Here is a 26128-nt window from a genome sequence, read left to right on the forward strand (position 1 = left end):
ACGTGTTCACTTGCGCTGGACGCACGCCGAACTGCGCCGACGCGTACGTTCAGCGCAAGCGAACCGATTGAACCGAGAGGGGAGCGCTCAGCCGTCGCTGACGCGGAGCACGACCTTGCCGCGAGTGTGACCCGTCTCGATCGCACGATGCGCGTCGGCGGCATCCGTCAGCTCGTAGACGTTCTCTATGTAGACCTGCACCGAGCCCGAGTCGAGCAGGCGGGCGATCGTCGCCAGCGCGCCGCCGTCGGGGATCACCTTGTACGACGTGGTGCGCACGCCGGCTTCTGCCGCCGCATCGACGTACCCCGGCCACGAGCCGGTCGGCACGAGGACGTACAGCCCGCCCGGGCGCAGCACCTCGAGCGAACGGGTGCCGGTGTCGCCGCCGACGTTGCCGACCAGGTCGATGACGACGTCCACCTCGCCGACGACGTCCTCGAATCGCGTCGTGGTGTAGTCGATCACCACCGACGCGCCGAGTTCGCGCAGCCACGAGGCGTTGCGCCCCGACGCCGTCGCGGTGACGTGGGCGCCGAAGTACGCGGCGAACTGCACGGCGAAGTGGCCCACCCCACCGCTGCCCGCATGGATGAGCACGCGCTGACCCTCGTGCGCGTGGGCCGTCTCGACGACGAGCCCCCAGGCGGTGAGCGCCGCGAGCGGCACGCCTGCCGCCTCGACATGCGACAGGGACGCCGGCTTGCGGGCGATTGACAGCGCCGGCGCCACGACGTACTCGGCGTAGGAGCCGCCCGTGCGCGGGAACGACGCCATGCCGAAGACCTCCGTGCCGGGCGGGAAGGGGTGGGACTCGTACGGGCTCTTCACCACGATGCCGCTGAAGTCGTAGCCCGGGGTGGCCGGGTAGGCGTCGATCGCGCCCGAGACGCCCGCGCCGCCGCGCGTCTTGGCGTCGATCGGGTTGACCCCCGCAGCCACGACCCGCACCAGCAGTTCGCTGAGTACGGGGGAGGGGACCGGAACGGATGCCGCGCGCAGCGCGTCCGGCGCGCCCGGTGCATCCACGACCATCGCCTGCATGGCGGTCGGCGGCTCCGCCACCGGCGCCAGCGGTGCCTCGGGTGTCGATCGCAGCGGTCGGATCCTCATGACGCACTCCTTCCGCGGGCGTGCCGTCATCGGCACCAGAACTGAACCCGGTGCAGACAGTCAACCCTGCGTTCGTCTCACCCGTGTTACGCCGGTGCTACCGATGGGCGAAGACGCGGGTCGAGTGGTTCACGGGCGCGGGCGTCCGTCGTCCGGCGCCGCCGTCAGGCTCGGGCGGCGCGCAGCTCGACGGCTGCGGGCGAGAGCACCTGCTGCGTCACCATGATGGCCGCGCCCAGCACACCGGCCGTCTCGTCGGCCTGGGACTGCACGATGCCCAGATGCTGGGTGGCCAGCGGAATGGATCGCCGGTACACGACCTCGCGCACACCGGCCAGCAGGTGCTCGCCCGCCCGTGCCACGCTGCCGCCGATGACGATCACGGACGGGTTCAGCATGTTCACGACGGTCGCGAGCACCTCGCCGACTTCGCGCCCTGCCTGACGGGTGGCGATGATGGCGGCGGGATCCCCGGATCGCACGAGTGTGACCACGTCGGCGCTGCCGTCGGCGTCGAGGCCCTGTGCGCGCAGGTCGGCGGCGATGGCGGTACCGCTCGCGATCGCCTCGAGGTCGCGCTGGTCGCCCGGCGGGCGCGGGGAATCGTGGCTGTACGGCACCTGCACGTGACCCATGTCGCCGGCGGAGCCCTGCGCACCCCGCTGCAGCGTGCCCCCCGAGATGATCCCGGCGCCGATGCCCGTGGACACCTTGACGAAGATGAGGTCCGCGACGCCGGGCCAGCTGAGCGCCTGCTCGCCGAGCGCGAGGATGTTCACGTCGTTGTCGACGAGGACGGGCACGTCGAAGGTGCGCTGGACGTAGTGCGGCACGTCGAAGCGATCCCACCCGGGCATGATCGGCGGATTCGTGGGCCGGCCCGTCGAGTGCTCGACGGGGCCGGGCACGCCGATCCCGACGCCCACGACATCCGTGGCGGCGATGCCCCGCTGCTCGAGCAGGCTGGCGCCCTCGGCGATCACGGAGTCGAGCACGCGCTCGGGACCGTCGGCGATGTCGAGCGGATGCGTGTTCGATGTGAGGATGTCGGCGGCGAGGTCGGCGATGGCCACGGTCGCGTGCGTGGCGCCGAGGTCGACGGCGATCACGACCCCCGCCATCGGGTTGAACGCGACGCGGGCCGGCGGGCGTCCGCCGGTCGAAGCGGCTTCGCCGGCAGGCCGCAGCAGGCCGGCCGCCAGCAGCGTGTCCACGCGGCTCGAGACGGTGGAACGGGCGAGTCCCGTGAGCGTGGCCAGCTCGGCTTTGGTGCGTGCGCGGCCGTCGCGGAGGATCTGGAAGATCTCACCGGCGCCGGTGCCACCGGCGGCTCCGCTGCCGCGCGCTGCATCGACCATGGCGACAGTAAAGCACAGGCCTTCTCGCCCGCTGGGTCACGACTTAACATCACGACCCGATCACTTTTGACGAGAAGCTACCAAAAGTCGCAGCCAGCGTGTCAGAATCACCGCATGACTACGGAAGTCATCGACATCGTCGTCGGGACCGTCCGCACCGGTCTCATCGGCGGCGGATTCATGGGGCGCGTTCACGCCGCCGCTGCGCGCCGCGCGGGCGCCCGGCTCACGGCGGTCGCCTCCTCGAGCCGCGACCGCGCCGAGGCGGTGGCACAGGAACTCGGTGTGGCACGGGCCGAAGCCGACGCCGCCGCCGTCTTCTCGGCATCCGATATCGACGTCGTGCACATCTGCACCCCCAACGCCACCCACGCGCCGCTCGCCGCAGCCGCGCTCGCGGCGGGGAAGCACGTCGTGTGCGAGAAGCCGCTGGCCACCTCGGTGACCGATGCGCGGGCACTCGTCCGCGCAGCCGACGAAGCCGGCGTGGTGGCCGCTGTGCCGTTCGTGTACCGGTACCACCCGATGGTGCGCGAGGCTCGCGCCCGCGTGGCGTCCGGGCGGATCGGGACGCTGCTCACCCTCGACGGGTCGTACCTGCAGGACTGGATGCTGCGCGAGAACGACGACGACTGGCGGGCGGATGCCGCAGCCGGCGGGCCGTCGCGCGCCTTCGCCGACATCGGCTCGCACCTGTGCGATCTCGTCGAGTTCGTCACAGGCGAGCGCATCGCGCGCCTGGCGGCGCGCACGCGCCGGGTGTTCGACGAGCGGGGCGGGCGCAGGGTCCTGAACGAGGACGTCGCCGCACTCCTCATCGAGACCGAGTCCGGCGCCCTCGGCACCCTCCTCGTCTCTCAGATGGCTCCCGGTCGCAAGAACGCCCTCGTCATCGAGTTGCACGGCAGTCGCCGCAGCATCCGCTTCGCCCAGGAGCGCCCCGAGGAGCTGTGGGTGGGAGCCCGCAAGGCCTCGCGACTCGTGCTGCGCGATCCCGCCACGGCGTCCCCCGACTCGGCGCGTCTGCAGCCGCTGCCCGCGGGGCATCCCATGGGCTATCAAGACGCCTTCGACGGCTTCGTCGGCGACGTCTACGCCGCGATCGCCGGCGAGCAGCCGGACGGGCTCCCCACCTTCGCCGACGGCCTGCGCGCCGCGGTCGTCACCGACGCCGTGCTCGAGTCGGCAGAGCGCCGCTCCTGGATCGAGGTGCCCTCATGAGCGACACGATGCTGTCAGACACCCCGGTGCCGAGCGGCGGCTCCGATGTCGTCCTGCGCGCGCAGGGCATCTCGAAGTCGTTCTTCGGCGTCCGCGTCCTCACCGACATCGACATCGACGTCCGCCGCGGCGAGGTGCATGGGCTCGTCGGTGAGAACGGCGCCGGCAAGTCGACCCTCATGAAGATCCTCGCGGGCGTCCACCACGCCGACGCAGGATCGGTCGAGTTCGAGGGGCGCCCGGTGGCGTTCACCCATCCACGCCAGGCGATGGATGCGGGCCTCGTGACCGTGTTCCAGGAGTTCAATCTGCTGCCCGAGCGCACGGTGGCGCAGAACGTCTTCCTCGGCCGCGAGCCGCGGCGCGGCGGCTTCATCGACGACAAGGGCATGCAGCGTCGCACGCGGACGCTCCTCGAAGGCCTCGGGGTCACCTTCGTCGACCCGGGTGCGCGCGTCGGATCGCTCACCGTCGCCGAGCAGCAGATCGTCGAGATCGTCAAGGCGCTCTCGTTCGATGCGCGCGTCATCTCGATGGACGAGCCGACCGCCGCGCTGAGCGACCACGAGGTCGAGCTCCTCTACGCGATCATCCGCAAGCTCACCGCTCGCGGCGTCGCGGTCGTCTACGTCTCGCACCGGCTGAAGGAGATCTTCGATCTGTGCGACCGCATCACGATCCTGAAGGACGGCGCACTGGTGTCGACGGACGCAACCGCCGACCTGACGGACGCCGAACTCGTCCGTCGCATGGTCGGCCGTCCGCTGCAGTCCTACTTCCCCGGTCCGGTCGAGGGCACGACGCTCGGAGACCCTCGTCTCGAGCTGACGGGCTGCGGCAACGAATTCGTGGACGGCGTCTCGCTGACACTGCGGGCGGGGGAGATCGTGGGCCTCGCGGGCCTTCAGGGATCCGGTCGTACCGAGCTCGTCGAGGGCATCTTCGGCGTCCACGGCTTCACCCGCGGCGCGATGATCCTCGACGGCAGGTCGGTGCGCTTCACGAGCCCGCGTGCCGCCGTCCGCGCCGGTCTCGCGCTCGTCACCGAGGACCGCAAGGCCCAGGGGCTCGCGCTCGGTCAGTCCGTGCTCGACAACTCGCTGCTCGTGGTCCGCAGCGTGTTCGCCGGACGCACCCGCGCATCACGCAAGCGCGTGCCCGGCATCCTGAGTTCGCTCGAGGTCTCGTCACGCGGCGTCGACCAGGAGGCGCGGTTCCTGTCGGGAGGCAACCAGCAGAAGGTCGTGCTCGCGAAATGGCTCGTGACCGACCCGCAGATCGTCCTGTTCGACGAGCCCACGCGCGGCATCGACGTGGGCGCGAAGGTCGCGGTGTACCAGCTCATGCGGCAGCTGGCCGCCGAGGGCAAGGCGGTTCTCATGGTGTCGAGCGAGCTGCCCGAGGTGATCGGGATGAGCGACCGCATCCTGGTGATGCGCGACGGCGAGCTCGCCGCCGAGCTCCCCGCGCGCTCCGCGGAGCACGAGGTGCTGGCTGCAGCGACGGGTTCGAGCGACGCGGAGGCGGCGAGTGACGAGATCCCCGATCCTCGCCTCGAGGAAGGAGGGGACCGGCCGTGAAGCGCATCAGAGTCGACTCGACGGTGATCGTGCTCGGCATCCTCATCCTCGTCATCGCGGTCGGGGCGATCCTCGTCGCGACCGTCGGCCGCAGCTTCTTCAGCCCCGGCAACATCCGCGACATCCTCACCGGCATGAGCGTGCTCGGGCTGGTGGCCATCGGGCAGACGCTCGTCATCCTGGGCGCCTCCCTGGATCTCTCCGTCACCTACGTGATCAGCCTCGCCAGCCTCATCGCGGCCACCACCATGAACGGCAATCCCGCCAACATCCCGTGGGCAGTGGCGCTGACCCTCATCGTCTGCGCGGCCATCGGCCTGGCGAACGGGCTCATCGTCACGGTGCTGAAGGTCAACGGATTCATCGCGACCCTCGGCGTCGGTCTCATCCTGCAGGGCGTCCTGAACACGAGCTTCCAGGGCAGCGCCGGCTCGGTGCCGTGGGCGTTCCAGCTGATCGGGGCGACCGGCGTCGGACCGCTCCCCGTGTCGTGGATCATCATGATCGCGCTCGCCGCGCTGGTCTGGTTCCTGCTCGGGCGCACGCGCACGGGCGCCCACCTGTTCGCGGTGGGCGGCGACCCCGAGGTGGCACGCCTGTCGGGCGTGCGGACGAGGCCGCCGCTGATCGTGGCGCACGTCCTGTGCTCGGTGTTCGCCGGTCTGGCGGGACTGCTGCTCGCGAGCCGGCTGGGTGTGGGAAGCCCCACGGTCGGCCAGCAGGGCGGCTATGCCCTGCTGTCGATCGCAGCCGTCGTGCTCGGCGGCACCCTGCTCATGGGCGGTCGGGGATCTGTCTGGGGCACCATCGGCGGTGTCGCGATCTTCGCCGTCGTCGACAACGTGATGAGCGTCATGCAGGTCAACCCGTTCCTCAAGGACGTCGTCCGCGGCGTCGTCATCGTCGCGGCCGTCGCCGTCTACAGCCGACGGGCCATCGTCCGGCGCCGCACGCGCTTCGGGCCGGGCGGCACGAGGACCGGTGGTGATGCGCCTGCCGAGGCGGCCGCACCCGCGATGGTGGCGGCGACTCAGGCGCTCGAGGCGGAGGCCGATGCGGCCGATGGCGGCGCACCGATGCAGGGAGGCGCACGATGAAGTTCCTCGCAGCGCTCGTGAGCCCCCGCGGGGCCGTCTTCCTCTTGCTGGTGATCCTGCTCGTCGCCGTCATGATCCTGAACCCGAACTTCGCGGAGCCGGGTCAGCTCATGCGCTACATCCAGCGGGTCGCGCCGGTCGCCATCGTCGCGATCGGCCAGTACTTCGTCATCATCGCGGGCGAGTTCGACCTGTCGCAGGGCTCGCTGATCACCGCGCAGGTGATCGTCGCCGGCAACCTCGTCGCCCAGGACGATGCGCGCACCGTACCGGTCCTGTGCCTCATGGTGGTGCTCGGCCTCGTCGTCGGCCTCGTGAACGGCCTTCTCACGACGCTGCTGAAGGTGCCGTCGTTCATCGTGACGCTCGGCATGATGCTGGCGCTCCTGGGCCTCGTGCTGTGGTGGACCGGCGGCGCCGCCACGGGCAATCCCGCCGACAGCTTCCGCCAGATCGGTCGCGGCGGCATCCGTGATCTCCCGGTCGTCGACTTCCTGCCGTGGTCGGTGCTGATCCTCGCGGCGTGGCTCGCGCTCGGCATCTGGATCACCAAGCGCCCGCTGGGCAAGCTCCTCATCGCGATCGGTGACAACGCCCGGGCGACGCGCTACTCGGGAGCCCGCGACTGGTGGGTCACCACGCGCGCCTTCATGATCTCGTCGCTGTCGGCGACGGTCTCGGCGGTGCTGCTCGTCGGCTATGCCGGGGTGCACCCGTCGGTCGGCCGAGGCTACGAGTTCGTCGCGATCACGGCCGTCGTGCTCGGCGGCGTCGTACTCGGAGGCGGCCGGGGCTGGATCGTCGCGGCCGTCGCCGGAGCATTCGTGCTCGAGGCGCTCTTCCTGCTGCTGAACATCGCCGGCGTCCCGTCGTCGCTGCGCGACGCCGTCCAGGGCGTCATCATCATCGCCGCCGTCGCGTACTCGGGACTGGTCTTCCGGTCGCGCAGACGCGGTGGCGCACCACAGACCCCTCCCTCTCCGGGGAAGGAACCCGACGCGCCCGACGGCGCCGAGGAGTCGTCCGCAACACAGGCCCTCGCAGGCGAGGGCGCCGCACCGAACAACAGGAGTTAGCAATGCGACGATCAATGAAGATCGCCACCACAGCGGTGGCGCTCGTCGGCCTCTTCGCCCTCGCAGGGTGCACCACCGACCCCAACGTGGCACCCCCGGACTCGTCGGCGGAGCCGACCGAGGACGGGGGCGGCGCCAACGAGTGGTTCGACCAGGCGCTGTTCGACACCCAGATGGCCCAGCGCGAGGTCGTGCCCGAGGGTCCTGAGGACGAGCCCTATCTGCAGTACATCGACGCCGAGATGGTCGACACGTCGGAGTTCGCGAGCACCGGCCCCAAGAAGGCCTGCTTCGCGAACGCCTCGATCTCGAACCCGTGGCGCCAGACCGGCTGGATCACCATGAACCAGCAACTGGAGGTGCTGCAGGAACAGGGTGTCATCAGCGAGATGGAGACGCGCGACGCGCAGGACTCCGACGACACCCAGATCGCCGACATCGACTACTTCATCTCGGAGGGCGGCTGCGACGTCTTCATCATCTCGCCGAACAGCACGGCAGCGATGACCCCGGCGGTCGAGCGCGCCTGCGACACCGGCAAGCCGGTGATCGTGTTCGACCGCGGCGTGGAGACCGACTGCCCGGTGACGTTCATCCACCCCATCGGCGGCTTCGCCTGGGGCATCGACACCGCGCAGTTCCTCATCGACAACCTCGAGGAGGGCGACAAGGTGGTGGGACTGCGCATCCTTCCCGGCGTCGACGTGCTCGAGCAGCGCTGGGCCGCGGCCGAGTACATGTTCGAGGAGGCCGGCATCGACGCGGTGGACTACTTCACCGGTGCCGACCCGGCCGAGATCAAGAGCATCATCAGCGACGAGCTCGCGAAGGGCGATGTGGCGGGCATCTGGATGGATGCCGGTGACGGCGCGGTCGCGGCGATCGAGGCGTTCGAGGATGCCGGAGTCGACTACCCGGTCATGACGGGTGAGGACGAGATGAGCTTCCTGCGGAAGTGGAAGGAGACGGGCCTGACCGGCCTCGCTCCGGTCTACTCCAACTTCCAGTGGCGCACCCCGCTGCTGGCGGCGCAGAAGATCTTCGCCGGCGAGGAGATCCCCAAGGAGTGGGTGCTGCCGCAGAGCCCGATCACCGCTGAGGAGGTCGACCAGTACCTCGAGGCCAACGACGGCATGCCTGACGGCCACTACGCCAAGTTCGGCGGAGAGAACCTGCCGGGCTACCCGGAGGTCTGGCAGGAGCGCCAGATCCCGTAACCACGAGATCGTGTGTCCCACTTTCTCGGCTGCACGTCCCGATGACAACGGTTGCCGGGACTTCCAGCCAGAGAAGGTGGGACACGATCACCACGCTGTGATCCGGGATGCAAGGGAGAGTCATGCAGCGCACGATCGGCGTCAACACGTGGGTGTGGACCTCGCCGCTGACCGACGCATCGCTCGCCGAGCTGGCGCCGAAGATCGCGCGCATGGGCTTCGGCGCGATCGAACTCCCGCTCGAGAACGCGGGGGACTGGGATGCCGCGCGCGCCGGGGATCTGCTGCGCTCTCTGAATCTGCAGCCCGTCGTGATCGGCGCGATGGGTCCGGGCAGGTCGCTCGTCGACCGCGCGGGCAACGTGCCGGCGACCCAGGTGTACCTGCGAACGTGCCTCGCCGCCGCGCGGGGAGTGGGGGCATCCGTCGTCGCCGGTCCGTTCTATGCGCCCACCGGTGTGACATGGCGCATGACGCGCGACGAGCGCACCGACGTGGTCGCCCAGCTGCGCCGCAACCTCGCGCCGCTCGTCGACGAGGCCGCCGCGGACGGCCTTGCGCTCGCCGTCGAACCCCTCAACCGGTATGAGACGAGCGTGATCAACACCGTCGAGCAGGGGCTCGAGGCGCTCGCACCGCTCTGGGGCCCGGGGCTCGGACTCGCCTTGGACACGTACCACCTCAATATCGAGGAGAAGCGGCCGGAGGCCGCGATCCGCGCCGCAGCCGGCCACATCGCCCACGTGCAGGTGTGCGGATCCGACCGCGGCGCGGTCGGCGACGACCACACCGATTGGCCCGCGACACTGGCCGCGCTCGACGATGCCGGGTATGAAGGCATCCTGGGGCTGGAGAGCTTCACGGGCGAGAACGCCACGATCGCCGTCGCGGCGTCGGTGTGGAGGCCGCTCGCGCCGAGTCAGGACGACTTGGCCGAGCGGTCGCTGCGACACTTGACGGCGCTCCAGGCAGGTCGCTGAGCGCTCATGCGCGACACTCGACCCATGCCCATTCAGCACACCGTCGTCTTCCGCCTCGTCCATCCGTCCGGTTCGCCGGAGGAGACGGCGTTCCTGGCGGACGGGCGGGCCGCCCTCACGTCGATCCCGGGCGTCGAGGACTTCCGGGTGAACCGGCAGGTGAGTCCGAAGAGCGGTCTCGCGCACCAGTTCTCGATGGTCTTCGCGGACGACGCCGCGTACCGCGCCTACAACGAGCACCCGACCCACGTGGAGTTCGTCGCCGATCGCTGGGTGCCGGAAGTGGCGGAGTTCCAGGAATACGACTTCGTCGAGGCCTGATCCGCGTCAGGCGGAGGGGCGCTCGCCGAGCGTGAGCGCGTGCAGCAGACGCGTGAGGTTCAGGATGTCGTCGACCGGCCACGCGGCCAGGGCGTCGACGAGCAGGCTCTCCTGCGGCGCGCGGGCCTCCGCGAGGCGCTCCAGCCCGAACGCAGTGGGGGAGAGCAGGCTCGACCGACCGTCGTCGGGGTCGGGCGTGCGCTGGATCAGACCCAGCTGCTCGAGCTCGCGCACGGTGCGGCTGATCTGGCCCTTGTCGGCCGTCAGCGCCTCGGCGAGCGCCGAGAGCGTGATGCCCTCTCGACGCACGATGGTGGTGAACACCTTGTAGGCGCCCGGCAGCATGCCGGGGCTCACGCGGTTGGCGTTCTCGGTGATGATCCGGCGGAATTGGTTGATCAGCTCGCCGAACTCCGCCTCGAGGGCGCGCACCGCTTCGGTGCGCGCCGCTCGAGTGTCTTCGGAGGTCATCGTGTTCGACATTAGCGTCGGGTGACGCCGGCCTCGTCCGCCGCGTCGGCGGCAGACTCGGCGTCGGCGTCGGCGTCGGCGTCAGCGCTGGCGGAGGCCGAGGCGTCGGCCGGCTGCGACTTCACCGTGGCCGTCGCCGTGAGCACGTCCATGCCCTCGGCGACCGAGACGGTCGCGAAGTCGGCCTCGCTGGCCTGCACGCGCTCGCTCGTCGTCATGCGGGTGAGCGGCTTGTTCGGCAGGAAGATGATGGCGATGAGGCTCACCACCGCCAGCGGCACGGCGATCAGGAACGAGTGGGCGATGGCCTGTGCGTAGATGTCCTCGACGATCACACGGATCGCCTCGGGCAGTGCCGACACCTGCGGGATGGTGCCCGACTGGAGCTGCTCCGCCACGGCGGCGCCCTTCTCGCCCAGCGTCATGATGGCCGCGCCGATGTCGTCCTTGCGCTCCGTGAACAGGTTCGTGGCCGAGGTGGCCAGTGCCGCACCCATCACCGAGACGCCGATGGTGCCGCCCAGGCTGCGGAAGAACGTGACGCCCGAGCTGGCGACGCCGATCTCACTCGGGTTCGCCGTGTTCTGCACGATGAGCACGAGGTTCTGCATGGTCATGCCGACGCCCGCGCCGAGCAGGAACATGTAGAGCGAGACGAGGACGAAGTTCGTGTCGTAGTGGATCGTCGACAGCAGGTACGAGCCGGCGATGAGCAGCACGCCGCCCACGATGAGGTACGGCTTCCAGATGCCGTGACGGGTCACGAGACCGCCGATCACGATCGACGCGAGCAGCAGGCCGCCGATCATCGGGATGGTCATCAGACCGGCCTCGGTCGGCGTGGCGCCACGGGCCAGCTGCATGTACTGGCTGAGGAAGACCGACGTGCCGAACATCGCGATGCCGATCGAGATCGATGCAATGACCGCGAGCGTGAACGTGCGGTTGCGGAACATCGTGAGGGGGATGAGCGGCTCCTTGGAGCGCAGCTCGACGATCACGAACAGCACGGCCGCCAGCAGCGCGCCGCCGACCATCAGGATGGTCTCGATGCTCCACCAGTCGTAGTCCTTGCCCGCGTTGGTCACCCAGATGAGCACCAGCGAGACTGCCGTGGAGAGCAGCACGATGCCGAGGTAGTCGATGCGCGCCTTCGTCTTCGGACGCGCCGGCAGGTGCAGCGTGCGCTGCATGATGATGAGCGCGGCGACCGCGAACGGCAGCGCGATGAAGAAGTTCCAGCGCCAGTCGATCGTGTCGGTGATGAAACCGCCGAGGAGCGGGCCGCCGACGGTCGCGACGGCCATCACGGCGCCGAACAGGCCCATGTAGCGGCCGCGCTCGCGCGGGCTGATGATGTCGGCCATGATGACCTGGCTGAGCGCGGCGAGACCCCCCGCCCCGATGCCCTGCACCGCGCGGAAGGCGATGAGCGTGCCCGGGTCCTGCGAGAATCCGGCGGCGGCGGTGGCCAGCACGAAGATCACGATGGCGATCTGGATCAGCAGCTTGCGGTTGAACAGGTCGGCGAGCTTGCCCCAGATGGGGGTGGAGATCGCCGTGGTCAGGAGGGTCGCCGTGACGACCCAGGTGAACGCGGCCTGGTCGCCGCCGAGGTCATGGACGATCACGGGCAGCGATGTCGACACGACGGTCGACGCGAGCATCGACACGAACATGCCGAGCAGCAGGCCGGTGAGCGCCTGCAGCACCTTGCGGTGGTGGCGCTTCTCGTCGGCGCTCACGCTGCTGGCCGAGCCAGTGGCGACCGACCCGGTCGCGGGGGTGGACGTAGCCATAGGAGTCCTTCGAACAGTGATGGTTGAACAGGCGCGGCGACGGCGACGCGGAAGATGGTTGACCAGGGTCAACAGTTGATGTGGGTCAACTATACATCGATGGTTGATGTGCGTCAACTATCACGGCGAGTGAAGGCAGAGTGTTCGCTCGGCCGGTCGACAGAGCCGGAAGGGGTTCAGGCGGGGCGCGCGGTGCGCTCGGCGGAGCGGATGACCCACTCGACGCCGAGTGCGAAGAGCTCGTGGTCCTCGAGCTCCAGCAGCTGCGGCGAGATCTGCGCGATGTGCGGGTGCTTGATCGGATCGACGAGCAGAGGCCCCTCGAACCAGGGGCTGGGTCCCGATGGCGCGGTGGTGCCGCGCTCGGTCCGCGCCCGGGCGACGCCGGCGGCGGATGACAGGATGTGCGTCGCCATCAGCGCATAGTGCTGCACGAGGTCCTCGCCCGTCAGACCCGCCCGCGAGAAGGCGTCCAGCATGAACTCGATCGCGTCGAGCTCGCCCGGGCCATGCGTGGTGAGCACGATGGCCTCCTGGCCGATCGCGGGGTAGCGGGAGAGCTCGCTGAGCGTCGCGGACGCCAACTGGCGCAGCCGCTCCTGCCAGTCCTCGGGCGGCGCGGTCACGGCGGCGAGGCTGCGCACCGTGAGCTCGTCGAGCAGGGCGCCCATGAGGTCTTCCTTGCTGCGGAAGTGACGGTAGACGGCGGTCGGGTCGGCGCCGAGCTTGGCGCCCAGCTCTCGGATCGACAAGGACGCCGAGCCCGTCGTCTCGGCGAGCTCCAGGCCGGCCGCGATGATCGTCGCCCGATCCAGCCGTCTCCCGCCAGGCTTCTCGGACGTCGCTCCGCTGCGTGCCGCCATGATCCCCGCTTCCGCCCTCGCCGTCCATCGTGCCACGGAGCCGCTGCGCGGCGCCGCGCAGCCGAGCATACCGGCCTTGTCATCGAATCCGTCAACAGTGTTGACATCACCGATGACGGGCGTCTATCGTCAAGCAACCCGCTCGATGACGAAGGAGAGGTCTCGTGGCCGCTGCCGTTCCCGACGACGCACAGACGCCGTTCGCAGACACCGTGTTCACCGGAGGCGCGCTGTTCAGCTCCGACCTCGTGATGGCGGGCAGTCGTGAGGCGCTGACAGGTCTTGCCGTCGCAGTGCGCGGCGGCCGCATCGCCGCGGTGTGCGGCGAGCAGGCGGCATCCGCCCTGATCGGTCCTGACACCGAGGTCGTCGACCTCGCCGGCGCACTGCTCGCGCCGGGCTTCCAGGACGCGCACATCCACCCGATGTCGGGAGGCGTCGAACTGCTGCAGTGCAACCTCACCGGCTCCGAGAACGCCGCGGACGCCCTCGCGACGATCGCCCGCTACGCCGCGGAGAATCCCGATGCGGAATGGATCGTGGGCGGCGGCTGGTCGATGGATCACTTTCCGGGCGGCGCACCGCTGCGGGGTGCGCTCGACGCCATCGTGCCCGACCGCCCCGTGCTGCTCGCCAGCCGCGACCACCATTCGTCGTGGGCCAACACCGCGGCCATCCGCCTCGCCGGAGCGGATGCCGCGACCGCCGACCCCGCCGACGGGCGAATCGAGCGCGAGGCGGACGGGTTCCCGGCCGGCACCTTCCACGAGGGAGCGTCGGACCTCTTCGCGACCGTGCGGCCCAGGGTCTCGGAGGACCTCGCATACGCCGGACTGCTGCGTGCGCAGCGTGACCTGCTCGCGCAGGGCATCACCGGATGGCAGGACGCGCTCGTCGGCAACTTCCCCGGTATCGCCGGCGGACTCGCGTCGTACCGCCGCGCACTCGCCGAGGGCACCCTCAAGGCGCATGTCGTGGGGGCGCAGTGGTGGGAGCGGGCCGACGGCATCGAGCAGCTCGACGACATGATCCGCCTGCGCGACGAGATCGCGGAGCTCGGCCGCGGGCTCCGGTTCTCGCTCACCTCCATCAAGTTCATGGTGGACGGCGTCGCCGAGAATCACACGGCGGCCATGCTGGAGCCGTATCGCGACGCTCACGGGCACGACACCGACAATCGCGGGCTGTCGTTCATCCCCGCCGAGAAGCTCACCGAGTACGCCATCGCGGCTGACGCCGCCGGCTTCCAGCTGCACTTCCACGCCCTCGGCGACCGCGCCGTTCGCGAGGCGCTCGATGCGGTCGAGGCGGCGGCCGCAGCCAACGGCGACACCGACGGGCGCCACCACCTCGCCCACATCCAGGTCATCGACGAGGCCGATGTCCCGCGCTTCGCAGCTGTCGGGGCGGTGGCGAACATGCAGCCGCTGTGGGCGTGCCACGAAGACCAGATGGACGAACTGACTCTGCCGTTCCTCGCCGAGTCGGCGGCTTCCCGTCAGTACCCGTTCGGTGATCTGCAGCGCGCCGGCGCGCGCCTCGCCGGCGGCAGCGACTGGCCCGTCTCCAGTGCCGATCCGCTGGCCGGTGTGCACATCGCCGTCAATCGGGTCGCTCCGCTGTCGGATGCCGAGCCGCTGGGCGGCGAGCACCAGCGGCTGGATCTCGCCACCGCGCTCGCCGCGTACACGTCGGGAACGGCCTACGTGAATCACCGCGACCACGACACCGGCTACCTGCGCGCCGGCTACCTGGCGAACCTGGTCGTCGTCGACCCCGACCCGTTCGCGGTCCCTGCCGAGGAGCTCTACGCGTGCCAGGTCGCCTCGACCTGGATCGACGGCGAGCGGGTCTACGCCCGCGAGGACGCGCCGAGTGTCGTCACCACCCCCTCGCCGACCGCTCCAGCGTCGGAGGGCTCCGACCTCCGCCGGCCCGCCGCCGCAGCGCCCGTCGCCGGGCCGCCCGTCGCCGGGGCCCGCGTGCCGAGCCGCGGCTGACGTGGCGAGCGCCCCACCGAAACCCTTCTCCACCCGACACCGCCGTCTGAACCCCAGGAGCACCATGATCCCCACTCGACGAACCGCCCGTCGATCCTCCGTCCACCGACTCGGCGCTCTCGGAGCAACCGGTCTCGTCGGCGTGCTCGTCCTGTCGGGGTGCACCCCGGGCGAGGCCGGGCCCGATGCGACCGCAGCGCCCGACTGGGAGCTCACGGCTCAGACGGCAGAGCCGTCCGGCGACATCGACTCGTTCACGTGGGTGAGCTATTCCGAGCCCTATTCGCTCGACTATGCGTACGCCTTCGACTACGCCGACAACCAGGTGCTCTCGAACGTGTGCGAGTCGCTGCTGCGCCTCAACCCCGACTACACCCTCTCGCCCGGCCTCGCCGAGTCGTTCGAGCACCCGACGCCCGACACCTGGGTGTACACGATCCGCGACGGGGTCACCTTCCACGACGGCACGCTGCTCACGGCCGCCGACGTCGTGACCTCGATGGGCCGTCACCTCGACCCGGAGGTCGGCTCGTCGTGGTACTCGGTGTACCAGAACGTCGCCGGGATCGAGCAGACCGGCGAGCGCCAGGTCACTGTCACGATGACGCGACCCGACTCGCAGTTCAACCTCGCGATGGGCGGCTCGGCAGGAGTCGTCGAGTCGGCCGCGACGCTGGCTGAGAAGGGCGCGGACTACGGCAACTCCACCGGCCTGGTGAACTGCACCGGGCCGTTCGCGCTGACGGCCTGGACGTCGGGCGAGTCGGTGACGCTGACGCGGTACGACGACTACTGGGACGAGTCGCTGCGCGCCCGGTCCGGCGAGGTCGAGATCCTCTTCATGACCGATCCCAACGCCCGCGTCAACGCTCTGAAGTCCGGTGAGGTGGACGGCGGCTGGATGATCCCGCCCGACGCGATCGCGCAGCTGCGGGGCTCCGGCAGAGGCGAGGTCTACTTCGGCCTCAACACCGCGGTCGGCAGCCTGATCGTGAGCGATCTCGAGGGCCCGCTCGGCGACGAGCGGGTGCGCGAGGCGCTGCTCATGGCGATGGACCGGCAGGGGATCCTGGATGCCGCAGCCCAGGGCTACGGCGAGGTCACCAACGCACTCACCACCGAGTCGGTGTGGGTGGGCGCCAGCGAAGCGGCGCTGGACGAGGCGTTCGACGGGCTCGCGGAGTATCCGTACGACCTCGAGGGGGCGAAGAAACTGATCGACGACGCGGGTGCGGCGGGCGAGGAGATCGTCATCGCAACGGCACCGCTCGGCAACGACTTCGCCGTGATCTCGCAGGGCGCGGCGGCCGCCGCGCAGGCGATCGGGCTGAAGGCGACGATCCAGACCGTCAGCCCGAGCGCGTACACCGCCCTGTTCTCCGACCCGACCGCGCGTGACGGCGTCGATCTCTTCTACACCTCGTGGTACCTGTCGAGCCCCGATCCGCTCGAGATGTACGGCGTGCTGCGCACCGGCGAGTTCAGCAACTACGGCGGCTGGAGCGATCCCGACTTCGACGCCCTGGTCGAGGAGGCGGTGGCGATCGACGACCCGGCGCAGCGCAGCGAGGTCACGGCTCAGGCGCAGCGCATCGCCAACGCGCAGCTGCCCTGGCTGCCGCTGTTCGAGGGACCGATGACGGTGTTCCTGGGCGAGCGCGTGACGGGCGTCGCGCCGTCGGTGGCGTTCCTGTACTACCCGTGGGCGGCGACCATTGGCTCGCGGTGAGCTGAGCGGGCATCCGGCGCGGAGTGCCAGGCCCCGTCCGGCCGCGTTCGCACAGGAGGTCGCCCCGTGACCGCCGTCCGCCGGATCGCCGGCAAGCTCGGCGGTCTGCTGCTCACGCTGTTCCTGGCATCCGTCCTCGTCTTCTTCTCGCGATTCCTGGTGCCGGGTGACCCCGTCGCGTTCCTCCTGCGGGGTCGCAAGCCGAGCCCCGAGGCGGTGGCGCAGATCACCGCGCAGTACGGACTCGACCTGCCGCCGTGGCAGCAGTACCTGACGTGGGTGGCGGGCCTCCTGCACGGCGATCTCGGCCGCTCCCTGCAGTACCGGCAGGACGTGACGGTCGTGCTCGGCGAGCGCCTGCCGGTCACGCTCGGGCTCGTCGTGATGGCGGGGACGATGATCGCGGTCGTCGGGCTCACCGCGGGCGCCCTGGCCGCACTCTCGCGCGGGCGCATCGCCGACCGCTCGATCCTCATCGGACTCACCGTGCTGGGTGCCGTGCCCTCGTTCGTCGGCTCGATCGTGCTCATCGCGGTGTTCGCGGTGCAGCTCGGCTGGTTCCCGTCGTTCGGGTCGGGGGACGGCTTGTGGGACACGGTGTACCACCTGGTTCTGCCGTCCATCGCGCTTGCGATCGTGTTCGTGGTGCTCGTGGGCAAGGTGACCCGCTCGTCGATGATCGACCAGCTCGGCCGCGAGCACGTCGAGGTGGCGATCAGCCGCGGCATCAGACGCGGCACCGTGGTGCGTCGCCACGTCTTCCGCAACGCCGTCGCACCGATTCTGACGGTGAGCGGGATGCTGGTGGCCGGCCTTCTCGTGTCGAGCTCCATCGTCGAGGCAGCCTTCGGCCTCGCCGGCATCGGCTCGCTGCTGGTGCAGTCGGTCGACCGCCTCGATTTCCCGGTCGTGCAGGCGATCGTCCTCCTCGTCGTCACCGCGTTCGTGCTCGTGAACGCCGTGATCGACGTCCTCGAACCCTGGATCGACCCCCGATCCGCTGCTGGAGCCGGTGCCCGATGACCTCCACGATCCCTTCGCCCGCTGATGCGCCGAGCGCACCGTCCGCGCGCACGAGCCCCGCCACCCTCGCGGTCGGTGTGCTGCGCGCCGCGCAGGCCGCGCGCCGGCCTCACGCTCGCGATCGCGCTGGCGGTCGTCGCCGCGATGACGCTGGCCGCGATCTTCGCGCCGTTCCTCGCCCCCTACGACCCCGACGCCGTCGACTTCGCCGCGGTCAACGCCGGGCCGAGCGCCGCGCACTGGCTCGGCACCGACAGCCTGGGGCGCGACACTCTCAGCCGCCTCGTCTACGGGGCGCGCACGGCGCTGCTCGGCCCACTGCTGGTGGTCATCGCGTCGACCGTGCTCGGCATCCTTCTCGGCCTGCTCGCGGGCTGGCGCGGCGGCTGGATCGATGCCGCGCTCGGCCGAGTGTTCGACGTGCTCTTCGCCTTCCCGTCACTGCTCATCGCCATCATGGCCGTGGCGCTGTTCGGCAAGGGACTGGTGGCGCCGGTCATCGCCATGAGCATCGCCTACGCGCCGTTCGTCGCACGTCTGACGCGGTCGCTCGTCGCGGCCGAGCGGACCCGGCCGTACGTGGCGGCGTATCGCGTGCAGGGGTTCTCCGGACCCTGGATCGCACTGCGCCGTGTGCTGCCGAATGTCACACCGATCGTCGGCGCCCAGTCGACGCTGAACTTCGGCTACGTCCTGGCGGAGCTCGCGGCGCTGTCGTTCCTCGGGCTCGGCGTGCAACCGCCGACCGCTGACTGGGGCGCGATGATCAACGAGGCGCAGGCCGGCCTCATCGGGGGACACCTCCTCCCGGCGATCGTCCCGGCGGTCGCCGTCGTCGTGGTGGTCGTGGCGGTCAACATCATCGGGGAAGAGGTCTCCGACCGCATCGGAGGGGAGATCCCCGCATGAACGCACGCTCTTCCGTCGTCGAACCGGCCGCCGGTGCCCGGCAGGTGCCGGCGCACGGCGATGCCCTGCTCGGCATCCGTGATCTCACCCTCGACCTTGCCGACGGCACCCGGCTGCTCCACGGCATCTCGCTCTCGGTCGCGGCCGGTGAGACGGTCGGACTCGTCGGTGAGTCCGGCTCCGGTAAATCGCTCACCGCTCGGACGGTGCTGGGCCTTCTTCCCGCCCGCGCTGTCACCGCGGGGGAGGTCGTGATCGGAGAAGCGAACGTGCTGGGCGCCACCCCCTCCGAACTGCGCGGACTGCGCCGTCACGGCGCCGCTATGATCTTCCAGGACCCGCGCGCGGGCATCAACCCGATGCGCACGATCGGCGATCACCTGACCGAGGCGCTGCGACTGGCCGAGGGATGGTCGACGGATGCCGCGAGAGCCCGCGCCGTCGAATTGCTCACCGCCGTGCGCCTGCCCCGCCCCGAGGAGCACCTGCGTCAGTATCCGCACGAGTTCTCAGGCGGCATGCTGCAGCGCGTCATGATCGCCGGTGCGCTCACGACGTCGCCGCGACTGCTGGTGTGCGACGAGCCCACGACGGCGCTCGACGTCACGACGCAGGCGGAGATCATCGGGGTGCTCAGCGAGCAGCGCGCACGCCGGGGCATGGGCATGCTGTTCATCACGCACGACCTCAACCTGGCCGCCTCGCTGTGCGACCGCGTCTACGTGATGAGCGGTGGACACGTCATCGAGCAGGGGCGGGCGCATGACGTGCTGCGCGACCCGCGGGCGGAGTACACACGTCGCCTCGTCGCTGCGACGCCCACGCTCTTCGCGAGCCCGCCGACGCCGACCGGGCACAGGGTCGGAGACTCTGCTCGACAGGCGGACCTCCAGCATCTGCTCACCGGCGTGTCGGCGAAAAGCTCCGAATCTGCGCAGGGCGATGGTGCCGATGCCCGCGGTGACGCATCCGCTCCGACCCGACCCTCGGTGAACGTGCCGATGCTCGAGGCGGTCGGCATCGCGAAGACCTATCACCGTCGGGGGAAGGATCCGGTGCGCGCCGTGATCGACGCCTCGATCGCCGTGCCGCGCGGTGGGGCACTCGGTGTGGTGGGGGAGTCAGGCTCGGGCAAGTCGACGCTGGCCCGCCTGATCGTGGGCCTCGAGAGCGCCGACAGCGGCGAGATCCGCATCGACGGACAGGCACGCACCGAGGTTCCTCGGGGCCGCCGGCGGCGGCTGGCGCACGCGCGCAGCGTGCAGATGGTGTTCCAGGACCCCTACCTGTCGCTGGATCCGCGCATCACGGCCGGCCGCGCGATCGAGGACGCCCTGCGCCTGCACGGCGGCGCGGGCAGCGAGCGACGGCTCAGCGCGTCCGAGTCGCGCACGCGCGTACGGGACCTGCTCGCGCAGGTGGGCCTGGGGGAGACGCACGCCGCGGCGCGGCCCCGCACGCTCTCGGGCGGGCAGCGGCAGCGCGTCGCCATTGCGCGCGCCCTCGCGATCGAGCCGGACGTGCTGGTGATGGACGAGGCGACGAGTGCGCTCGACGTCTCCGTGCAGGCGCAGGTGCTCGATCTCGTCGACCGCATCCGGCGTGAGCGTGGACTCACTGTGCTGTTCATCAGCCACGACCTGGCGGTCGTGCGCCGGGTGTGCGACGAGACCGTCGTGATGCGCCGCGGCGGGATCGTCGAGCGCGGACGCACCGCCGAGCTGCTCGCCGACCCGCAGCACGCGTACACCCGGCTGCTCATCGACTCCGTGCCGAAGCCAGGCTGGGATCCGGAGCAGGCGGGCGCGGAGGTCGAGGATACCGGCATCGATGTCCCCGGCCCTGACGAGGTCGCCGATGACGATGCGGAAGCCGTGTCGGTGGAGGCGGCGAAGGTCGAGGCGTCGGGACAGGCGCGGTGAGCGCCGGGTCTTCGTCGCGCGGCTCGGTCGGCGCGAGGATCATGGAGTGGTGTTCAGTGTCGAACTGATTCCGGATGCCGAGCTCGACCGCGCGGTCCGGGACGACTGGGATCGGCTGCTGGGGGCAGATCTGCCGAGCTCGGGACGCAACCCGGCGCCGAGCAACCGCCCGCACATGACGCTCGCCGTACGGGACCGGCTCGATCCGTCGGCGTTCGCCGGTGTCGCAGACCTGCTCCCCGTCACCCTGGAGCTCGCAGGAGTCGTGCTCCTCGGCCACCGGGACCGGTACGTCCTCGCACGGCACGTCGTCGTGAGCGCGCAGCTCCTGGCGGTCCACCGCGCCGTCGCAGAGATCGCCGGCCGGCCCGAGCCGCGGTACTCGAACACCGGCACCGACCGGTGGACACCGCACATCACTCTCGCGCGGGGGCTCACCGCTGCGCGACTGGCGACGGCGATGCGGTTGGTGAAGGCGCCGAACATCGTCGGGCAGGCGACAGGCGCCCGCGTGTGGGACGCCGAGGCACGGAGCGTGACCACGATCCGATGAGGCGCCGGCCGAGCCGGCACGGCGGCCGGGTCAGTCGGCGAGGGCGAGCGCGCGGAACGGCTCGCGCGGCGCGGCCGGCGGCTGCGGCATCCGCTGTGCCTGCTGTCGAGAGCGCGTCGTGCGCAGGTAGAGCTCGTCGATGAGGGCAGTGGCGAGGCGGACGAGCTTCGCGATCTCGGCCTCGTCGCGATCGACCCACGCGCAGCGCGGCTCGTCGCCCACGGGCACGAAGCCGTCGTGCTGCTCCCACGCCACCAGCGTGCGTTCGGCGCCGAGCACGTGCTGCTGCCACCACACCTGGCGGAGGTAGGAGCGCGGGATGCTGCGCCACGCCTTGTTGGTCGTCTTGATCTCGGCGAGCGTGATGCGCCCCGAGGCGTCGACGGCGATCCCGTCGGGCGTCGCCAGGTGCCGCTTCTCGACGACGGCGTGGAACAGAGCCGACGACGGCTGGATGCCGTGGGTCGCGGCGACCCACCCGGCGATCTCGGGCTCGCGAGCGCGCCCGTGCGCCGTGTAGGCGTTGCCCGAGAAGCCCGAGCCGAGCAGCTTGGCGTCGGCGGCACGGCCGATGGCACGGTCGGAGGTGAGGGTCGCGACGTCGGTCGCGGTGATGCCGCGCGACCGCGCGCGCACCCAGGCGACCCGGTCGCGCGAGTCCGCGACGATGCGGGCGGCGACGTCCGGTGCATGCGCCGCAAGCGCCGAGGGGCGTGCGGCGGCGTGCTCGGGGTTCACCCTTCGAGGCTACGCCGCCGACCCGACATCCGCCGCCTGCGACGCACCCGCGGCGAGGGGTGCGTCCCGCAAGCACGGTCGCGGCATCCGTTGTGCAAGAGGGGTTGCGATCGGCGCGGGCGGTGGCATCCTCGGGATCATGAGCACCATCACGTCAGACGAATTCCGCGCATTCCCGGGTGTCGAGGACTGGCGTCCCCGAGTCACCGGCGCCTTCGCTCTCTTCCGCACCGGGAGCTTCGCGGCAGGCGCACAGCTGTTCGCGGCGATCGCCGACCTCGCCGAGGCGGCCGACCATCACCCCGACGTCGACGTGCGCTACGCCACCGTGCGCGTGCGGCTGCTCACCCACTCGGCGGGCGGCCTGACAGCGAAGGATGCCGCGCTCGCCGCGCAGATCTCCCGGGCGGCGAGCGAGCTCGACATCCGCGCCGAGACGGAGCGGATGCAGGACCTCATGCTCGCCGTGGCCACGCCGGATCCTCGCGCCGCGCTGGCGTTCTGGAAGGCGGCGACGGGGTTTCGGGAGGTGCGCGACGGCGTTCTGTTCGACGCCGACGGACGCGGGCCGCTGATCTGGTTCCAGCCTGTCGACAAGCCGCTGCGCGGCAGGTCCCACCTCGACGTCAACGCGCCACGCGACGTGATCGAGAAGCGCCTCGAGGCCGCGCTCGCCGCCGGCGGGGTGATCGTCGACGACTCCCACGCGCCCGAGTGGTGGACCGTGGCGGACGCCGACGGGCACAAGGTCGACCTCTGCCCCTGGCGCGAGTAGCGGGGGCGCGTCGGCCGCAGCGACGTCCGCCACGCGCGGAGGCGTCGTCCGTCAGAAGGCGTGGCGCCCTGCGTCAGAAGGCGGCGGCGCCGGCCTCCGCGACGGTCTGGTCCTGGTCGCCAGAGCCGCCGCTGACGCCCACCGCGCCCACGACGGCGCCGTCCCGGGAGAGCGGTACGCCGCCTGCGAAGATCGCGACCTTGCCACCGTTGGTGGCGTGGATGCCATAGAACTGCTGCGTCGGCTGCGAGTTCTCGCCGAGCGCCTTCGTCTCGATGTCGAACGCCCGCGACGTCCAGGCCTTGTTGATCGAGATGTTGACGCTGCCGATCCATGCGCCGTCCTGACGGACGTGGGCGACGAGATTGCCTCCCGCGTCGACCACGGCGATGTTCATGGGCTGCCCGATCTCGTCGGCGCGCTTCTCTGCGGCGGCGATGATGCGACGGGCGTCTTCGAGGGTGACGGACATGGGGGTTCCCTTTCGTGTGACTGGCGGATGTCGCGGCCGCGGCATCCGAGATCTCCGCCGTCAGGCGGTCTTGATGTACCCGTTCGGATTCAGCACGTACTTCTTCGCCGCGCCCTGGTCGAAGTCGGCATACCCCCGTGGGGCGTCCTCGAGCCCGATGGCGGTGGCACCCACGGCGTCGGCGATCTGCACCTTGTCGTGGAGGATCGCCATCATCAGCTGCCGGTTGTACTTCATGACGGGGCACTGCCCGGTGGTGAAGGAGAGGGACTTCGCCCAGCCGAGTCCGAGCCGCAGCGACAGCGACCCGACTTTCGCGGCCTCGTCGATCCCGCCGGGGTCGCCGGTCACGTACAGACCCGGGATGCCGAGCGCGCCGCCCGCCGCGGTCAGGTCCATCAGCGAGTTGAGAACGGTCGCCGGTGCTTCGTGCGACGCATCCGCTCCGTGTCCGCGCGCTTCGAACCCGACGGCGTCGACGCCGCTGTCGACCTCGGGTACGCCGAGGATCTGCTCGATCTGATCCTTCGGGTCGCCTGCCGACACGTCGACGGTCTCGCAGCCGAACGAGCGTGCCCGTGCGAGGCGGTCCTCGTTCAGGTCGCCCACGATGACCACCGCCGCGCCGAGCAGCTGCGCGCCCACAGCGGCGGCGAGGCCGACGGGGCCGGCGCCCGCGATGTAGACGGTCGATCCCGGGCCGACGCCGGCGGTGTACGCGCCGTGGAACCCGGTGGGGAAGATGTCGGAGAGCATCGTCAGATCGAGGATCTTCTCGAGAGCCTGGTCGCGGTCGGGGAAGACCAGCAGATTCCAGTCGGCGTACGGGACGAGCACGTACTCCGCCTGGCCGCCCACCCAGCCGCCCATGTCGACGTAGCCGTAAGCGCTCCCGGGCCGGTCGGGGTTGACGTTGAGGCAGATGCCGGTCTTGCCCTCCTTGCAGTTGCGGCAGCGGCCGCACGCGATGTTGAACGGCACCGAGACGATGTCACCGACCTTGACGAACTCGACGTCGGGGCCGACCTCGACCACCTCGCCGGTGATCTCGTGGCCGAGCACGAGACCTGCGGGCGCCGTCGTGCGTCCGCGCACCATGTGCTGGTCCGAACCGCAGATGTTCGTGCTCACGGTCTTGAGGATGGCGCCGTGCGGCACCTGCCTGCCGACGTTCGCAGGGTTGACGCCCGGCCCGTCCTTCAGCTCGAACGTGGGGTAATCCGTGTCCATGACCTCGACCTCGCCGGGGCGCTTGTAGGCGACCGCCCTGTTGCCGGACATCTTCGTCCTCTCCGTCGCGCGGCGCATCGCCGCGCGACTCGGTCGTGCTGGCTCTCATCCGAGCCTGTACCCGGGCGGCGCCCTGCGCAACGGGGCCGCTCGCCGCAGCGCGCGGGAGAGGGGCGACATGACCGACGGCGGGCGCCGATTTTGCGAGGACCGTGCCATCGCGTACCCTGGTTGGAGCCGAAGACCGCCGGTCATCGACGTGCGCGCAAGCGTCACGAAGATCGAAGCACTGCATCGCAGAGGCCCGCGCAGGTGTCACGAACGATTCTCCTGGATTCAGGAATCCCGCTCCGTGCGCTTGCGCCGGAGCTTTTTTGTTGCCGTGACGAGAAGATGAGCGGATGCCTCCGGCCGGCGCCCCGCCACCGCGGAGCGTCTCGTACACACAAGGAGTGGCCATGGCGCAGAAGGAAGCATCGGTCGCCGAGCTCACGAAGAACTTCGAGGACTCGACCGCCGTTCTGCTGACCGAGTACCGCGGTCTGACGGTTGCACAGCTCAAGGAGCTGCGTAACAGCATCCGTCAGGACGCGGAGTACGCCGTGGTGAAGAACACGCTGACCAAGATCGCCGCGAACAACGCGGGGATCACGTCGCTGAACGACGACCTCAAGGGTCCGTCGGCCATCGCGTTCGTGCACGGTGACCCGGTCTCCGTCGCGAAGGGTCTTCGTGCCTTCGCCAAGGCACACCCTCTTCTCGTGATCAAGGGCGGTTTCTTCGACGGAAACCCCCTGAGCGCTGACGAGGTCAACAAGCTCGCCGACCTCGAGAGCCGTGAAGTCCTGCTGGCGAAGCTCGCCGGTGCGATGAAGGCCTCGTTGACCAAGGCGGCATACGTCTTCACTGCGCTTCCGTCGAAGGCCGTTCGCACGGTCGACGCGCTGCGCGAGAAGCAGGAGTCCGCGGCCTGACATCGGGCCTCGGCGTAGCAAAACCACTATCAAGGAGAAACATCATGGCAAAGCTCAGCACTGAGGAGCTGCTCGACGCGTTCAAGGAGCTCACGCTCATCGAGCTCAGCGAGTTCGTCAAGGCGTTCGAGGAGACCTTCGACGTCACCGCCGCCGCCCCCGTGGCCGTGGCTGCTGCCGGCGCTCCCGCCGGTGGTGCCCCCGCCGATGAGGTCGAGGAGAAGGACTCGTTCGACGTCGTCCTCGAGGCCGCCGGCGACAAGAAGATCCAGGTCATCAAGGTCGTCCGCGAGCTCACCTCGCTCGGCCTCGGTGAGGCGAAGGCCGTCGTCGACGGTGCTCCCAAGGCCGTCCTCGAGGGCGCCAACAAGGAGACCGCCGACAAGGCGAAGGCCGCTCTCGAAGAGGCCGGCGCGACGGTTACCCTCAAGTAATCTCGTTCCTTCACGAAAGCCCCGGATGCTCTGCATCCGGGGCTTTCGTCATGTCCGGGCTGCGCAGCCCGCCGCCCCCACACCTCGACCTGCGAAATCCCTTTCTCACGGTTTGATCTCACATCACCCCTGATTTTCCCAGGGACTTGCATTCCGGCATCCGTTCTGACAAGAATGAGAAAGCGCATTCCAGAAAGCGCATTCTCACACTCGACGACGAGACCGGAGGATACGGTGACGACGACGCACCGCCCCAGAACACGGCCGCCCGGC

24 protein-coding genes are annotated in these 26128 nt (G+C 70.1%); 16 read left to right on the forward strand and 8 right to left on the reverse strand.

Annotation, left to right across the window (positions count from 1 at the left end):
* Positions 1-87 precede the first annotated feature (87 nt).
* On the reverse strand, positions 88-1113 hold the full coding sequence (locus Q9R08_RS16635; RefSeq protein ID WP_308869259.1) for an NADP-dependent oxidoreductase: 1026 nt from the start codon (positions 1111-1113) through the stop codon (positions 88-90).
* Positions 1114-1277: 164 nt separating this feature from the next.
* The gene (locus Q9R08_RS16640; protein WP_308869260.1) at positions 1278-2471 is read right to left on the reverse strand and encodes an ROK family transcriptional regulator; all 1194 of its coding nucleotides are present in this window, start codon (positions 2469-2471) and stop codon (positions 1278-1280) included.
* 114 nt (positions 2472-2585) lie between these two features.
* Here Q9R08_RS16640 and Q9R08_RS16645 point away from each other — a divergent pair, with 114 nt between their 5' ends.
* The 7 genes from Q9R08_RS16645 to Q9R08_RS16675 all read left to right on the forward strand — a co-directional run bounded on the left by Q9R08_RS16645 (position 2586) and on the right by Q9R08_RS16675 (position 9963).
* Positions 2586-3692, forward strand: coding sequence for a Gfo/Idh/MocA family protein (locus Q9R08_RS16645; RefSeq protein ID WP_308869261.1), 1107 nt, complete (start codon positions 2586-2588; stop codon positions 3690-3692).
* A complete protein-coding gene (locus Q9R08_RS16650) occupies positions 3689-5272 on the forward strand; it encodes a sugar ABC transporter ATP-binding protein (RefSeq protein ID WP_308869262.1) in 1584 nt (527 codons plus the stop codon). Before Q9R08_RS16645 ends, Q9R08_RS16650 begins: the two co-directional genes overlap by 4 nt.
* A complete protein-coding gene (locus tag Q9R08_RS16655) occupies positions 5269-6369 on the forward strand; it encodes an ABC transporter permease (RefSeq protein WP_308869263.1) in 1101 nt (366 codons plus the stop codon). The genes Q9R08_RS16650 and Q9R08_RS16655 overlap by 4 nt, the downstream gene beginning before the upstream one ends.
* Entirely contained in the window at positions 6366-7445 is a 1080-nt protein-coding gene (locus Q9R08_RS16660; protein WP_308869264.1) for an ABC transporter permease, read from the forward strand. The genes Q9R08_RS16655 and Q9R08_RS16660 overlap by 4 nt, the downstream gene beginning before the upstream one ends.
* Positions 7446-7459: 14 nt before the next feature.
* The gene (locus Q9R08_RS16665) at positions 7460-8662 is read left to right on the forward strand and encodes a substrate-binding domain-containing protein (protein WP_418001365.1); all 1203 of its coding nucleotides are present in this window, start codon (positions 7460-7462) and stop codon (positions 8660-8662) included.
* Positions 8663-8784: 122 nt separating this feature from the next.
* Positions 8785-9642 (forward strand): sugar phosphate isomerase/epimerase family protein, encoded by an 858-nt coding sequence (locus Q9R08_RS16670; protein ID WP_308869266.1) that lies wholly within the window; start codon positions 8785-8787, stop codon positions 9640-9642.
* 24 nt (positions 9643-9666) lie between these two features.
* On the forward strand, positions 9667-9963 hold the full coding sequence (locus Q9R08_RS16675) for a Dabb family protein (protein ID WP_308869267.1): 297 nt from the start codon (positions 9667-9669) through the stop codon (positions 9961-9963).
* A gap of 6 nt (positions 9964-9969) precedes the next feature.
* Here Q9R08_RS16675 and Q9R08_RS16680 read toward each other — a convergent pair whose 3' ends face one another.
* From Q9R08_RS16680 to Q9R08_RS16690, 3 genes are all read right to left on the reverse strand, one after another.
* Positions 9970-10434, reverse strand: a complete 465-nt coding sequence (locus Q9R08_RS16680) for a MarR family winged helix-turn-helix transcriptional regulator (protein ID WP_308869268.1) — start codon at positions 10432-10434, stop codon at positions 9970-9972.
* An 11-nt stretch (positions 10435-10445) separates the two neighbouring features.
* A complete protein-coding gene (locus Q9R08_RS16685) occupies positions 10446-12233 on the reverse strand; it encodes an MDR family MFS transporter (protein ID WP_308869269.1) in 1788 nt (595 codons plus the stop codon).
* A gap of 176 nt (positions 12234-12409) precedes the next feature.
* Positions 12410-13096 (reverse strand): TetR/AcrR family transcriptional regulator, encoded by a 687-nt coding sequence (locus Q9R08_RS16690; protein ID WP_308869270.1) that lies wholly within the window; start codon positions 13094-13096, stop codon positions 12410-12412.
* A 251-nt stretch (positions 13097-13347) separates the two neighbouring features.
* On the opposite strand from Q9R08_RS16690, the gene Q9R08_RS16695 reads away from it, so the two are divergent.
* The 6 genes from Q9R08_RS16695 to Q9R08_RS16720 all read left to right on the forward strand — a co-directional run bounded on the left by Q9R08_RS16695 (position 13348) and on the right by Q9R08_RS16720 (position 21232).
* Complete coding sequence (locus Q9R08_RS16695) at positions 13348-15096, forward strand: amidohydrolase (RefSeq protein WP_418001370.1); 1749 nt, start codon at positions 13348-13350, stop codon at positions 15094-15096.
* Positions 15097-15160: 64 nt separating this feature from the next.
* Positions 15161-16825 carry an ABC transporter substrate-binding protein gene (locus tag Q9R08_RS16700; RefSeq protein WP_308869272.1) on the forward strand — a complete coding sequence of 555 codons (1665 nt, stop codon included), beginning with the start codon at positions 15161-15163 and terminating at the stop codon, positions 16823-16825.
* Positions 16826-16891: 66 nt separating this feature from the next.
* A complete protein-coding gene (locus Q9R08_RS16705) occupies positions 16892-17848 on the forward strand; it encodes an ABC transporter permease (protein ID WP_308869273.1) in 957 nt (318 codons plus the stop codon).
* Positions 17849-17923: 75 nt separating this feature from the next.
* Entirely contained in the window at positions 17924-18757 is an 834-nt protein-coding gene (locus tag Q9R08_RS16710) for an ABC transporter permease (protein ID WP_308869274.1), read from the forward strand.
* On the forward strand, positions 18754-20679 hold the full coding sequence (locus Q9R08_RS16715; RefSeq protein ID WP_308869275.1) for a dipeptide ABC transporter ATP-binding protein: 1926 nt from the start codon (positions 18754-18756) through the stop codon (positions 20677-20679). Before Q9R08_RS16710 ends, Q9R08_RS16715 begins: the two co-directional genes overlap by 4 nt.
* Before the next feature lie 46 nt (positions 20680-20725).
* Positions 20726-21232, forward strand: a complete 507-nt coding sequence (locus tag Q9R08_RS16720; RefSeq protein ID WP_308869276.1) for a 2'-5' RNA ligase family protein — start codon at positions 20726-20728, stop codon at positions 21230-21232.
* 30 nt (positions 21233-21262) lie between these two features.
* Here the strand turns inward: Q9R08_RS16720 and Q9R08_RS16725 are convergent, their stop codons facing one another.
* The gene (locus tag Q9R08_RS16725; RefSeq protein ID WP_308869277.1) at positions 21263-21970 is read right to left on the reverse strand and encodes a YqaJ viral recombinase family protein; all 708 of its coding nucleotides are present in this window, start codon (positions 21968-21970) and stop codon (positions 21263-21265) included.
* A 139-nt stretch (positions 21971-22109) separates the two neighbouring features.
* Between Q9R08_RS16725 and Q9R08_RS16730 the strand changes: the two genes are divergently transcribed.
* Positions 22110-22745, forward strand: a complete 636-nt coding sequence (locus Q9R08_RS16730; RefSeq protein ID WP_308869278.1) for a VOC family protein — start codon at positions 22110-22112, stop codon at positions 22743-22745.
* A 73-nt stretch (positions 22746-22818) separates the two neighbouring features.
* On the opposite strand, the gene Q9R08_RS16735 is transcribed toward Q9R08_RS16730, so the two are convergent.
* Both Q9R08_RS16735 and fdhA read right to left on the reverse strand, forming a co-directional pair.
* The gene (locus tag Q9R08_RS16735; protein WP_308869279.1) at positions 22819-23217 is read right to left on the reverse strand and encodes a GlcG/HbpS family heme-binding protein; all 399 of its coding nucleotides are present in this window, start codon (positions 23215-23217) and stop codon (positions 22819-22821) included.
* Positions 23218-23277: 60 nt separating this feature from the next.
* A complete protein-coding gene (fdhA, locus tag Q9R08_RS16740) occupies positions 23278-24498 on the reverse strand; it encodes a formaldehyde dehydrogenase, glutathione-independent (RefSeq protein ID WP_308869280.1) in 1221 nt (406 codons plus the stop codon).
* 407 nt (positions 24499-24905) lie between these two features.
* Between fdhA and rplJ the strand changes: the two genes are divergently transcribed.
* Complete coding sequence (gene rplJ, locus Q9R08_RS16745) at positions 24906-25421, forward strand: 50S ribosomal protein L10 (RefSeq protein WP_308869281.1); 516 nt, start codon at positions 24906-24908, stop codon at positions 25419-25421.
* 44 nt (positions 25422-25465) lie between these two features.
* Complete coding sequence (gene rplL, locus Q9R08_RS16750; RefSeq protein WP_159842404.1) at positions 25466-25855, forward strand: 50S ribosomal protein L7/L12; 390 nt, start codon at positions 25466-25468, stop codon at positions 25853-25855.
* The last annotated feature ends 273 nt before the right edge of the window (positions 25856-26128 follow it).

Origin of the sequence: Microbacterium psychrotolerans, assembly GCF_031085295.1 — a bacterium.
GTDB classification, from domain to species: Bacteria; Actinomycetota; Actinomycetes; order Actinomycetales; family Microbacteriaceae; genus Microbacterium; species Microbacterium psychrotolerans.

Bases quoted from the DNA above. Each gene is read 5' to 3' on its own strand.
- Q9R08_RS16635 (WP_308869259.1), bottom strand. From the start codon at position 1,113: ATGAGGATCCGACCGCTGCGATCGACACCCGAGGCACCGCTGGCGCCG.
- Q9R08_RS16640 (WP_308869260.1), bottom strand. From the start codon at position 2,471: ATGGTCGATGCAGCGCGCGGCAGCGGAGCCGCCGGTGGCACCGGCGCC.
- Q9R08_RS16645 (WP_308869261.1), top strand. From the start codon at position 2,586: ATGACTACGGAAGTCATCGACATCGTCGTCGGGACCGTCCGCACCGGT.
- Q9R08_RS16650 (WP_308869262.1), top strand. From the start codon at position 3,689: ATGAGCGACACGATGCTGTCAGACACCCCGGTGCCGAGCGGCGGCTCC.
- Q9R08_RS16660 (WP_308869264.1), top strand. From the start codon at position 6,366: ATGAAGTTCCTCGCAGCGCTCGTGAGCCCCCGCGGGGCCGTCTTCCTC.
- Q9R08_RS16665 (WP_418001365.1), top strand. From the start codon at position 7,460: ATGAAGATCGCCACCACAGCGGTGGCGCTCGTCGGCCTCTTCGCCCTC.
- Q9R08_RS16670 (WP_308869266.1), top strand. From the start codon at position 8,785: ATGCAGCGCACGATCGGCGTCAACACGTGGGTGTGGACCTCGCCGCTG.
- Q9R08_RS16675 (WP_308869267.1), top strand. From the start codon at position 9,667: ATGCCCATTCAGCACACCGTCGTCTTCCGCCTCGTCCATCCGTCCGGT.
- Q9R08_RS16680 (WP_308869268.1), bottom strand. From the start codon at position 10,434: ATGACCTCCGAAGACACTCGAGCGGCGCGCACCGAAGCGGTGCGCGCC.
- Q9R08_RS16685 (WP_308869269.1), bottom strand. From the start codon at position 12,233: ATGGCTACGTCCACCCCCGCGACCGGGTCGGTCGCCACTGGCTCGGCC.
- Q9R08_RS16690 (WP_308869270.1), bottom strand. From the start codon at position 13,096: ATGGCGGCACGCAGCGGAGCGACGTCCGAGAAGCCTGGCGGGAGACGG.
- Q9R08_RS16695 (WP_418001370.1), top strand. From the start codon at position 13,348: ATGGCGGGCAGTCGTGAGGCGCTGACAGGTCTTGCCGTCGCAGTGCGC.
- Q9R08_RS16700 (WP_308869272.1), top strand. From the start codon at position 15,161: ATGATCCCCACTCGACGAACCGCCCGTCGATCCTCCGTCCACCGACTC.
- Q9R08_RS16715 (WP_308869275.1), top strand. From the start codon at position 18,754: ATGAACGCACGCTCTTCCGTCGTCGAACCGGCCGCCGGTGCCCGGCAG.
- Q9R08_RS16730 (WP_308869278.1), top strand. From the start codon at position 22,110: ATGAGCACCATCACGTCAGACGAATTCCGCGCATTCCCGGGTGTCGAG.
- Q9R08_RS16735 (WP_308869279.1), bottom strand. From the start codon at position 23,217: ATGTCCGTCACCCTCGAAGACGCCCGTCGCATCATCGCCGCCGCAGAG.
- fdhA (WP_308869280.1), bottom strand. From the start codon at position 24,498: ATGTCCGGCAACAGGGCGGTCGCCTACAAGCGCCCCGGCGAGGTCGAG.
- rplJ (WP_308869281.1), top strand. From the start codon at position 24,906: ATGGCGCAGAAGGAAGCATCGGTCGCCGAGCTCACGAAGAACTTCGAG.
- rplL (WP_159842404.1), top strand. From the start codon at position 25,466: ATGGCAAAGCTCAGCACTGAGGAGCTGCTCGACGCGTTCAAGGAGCTC.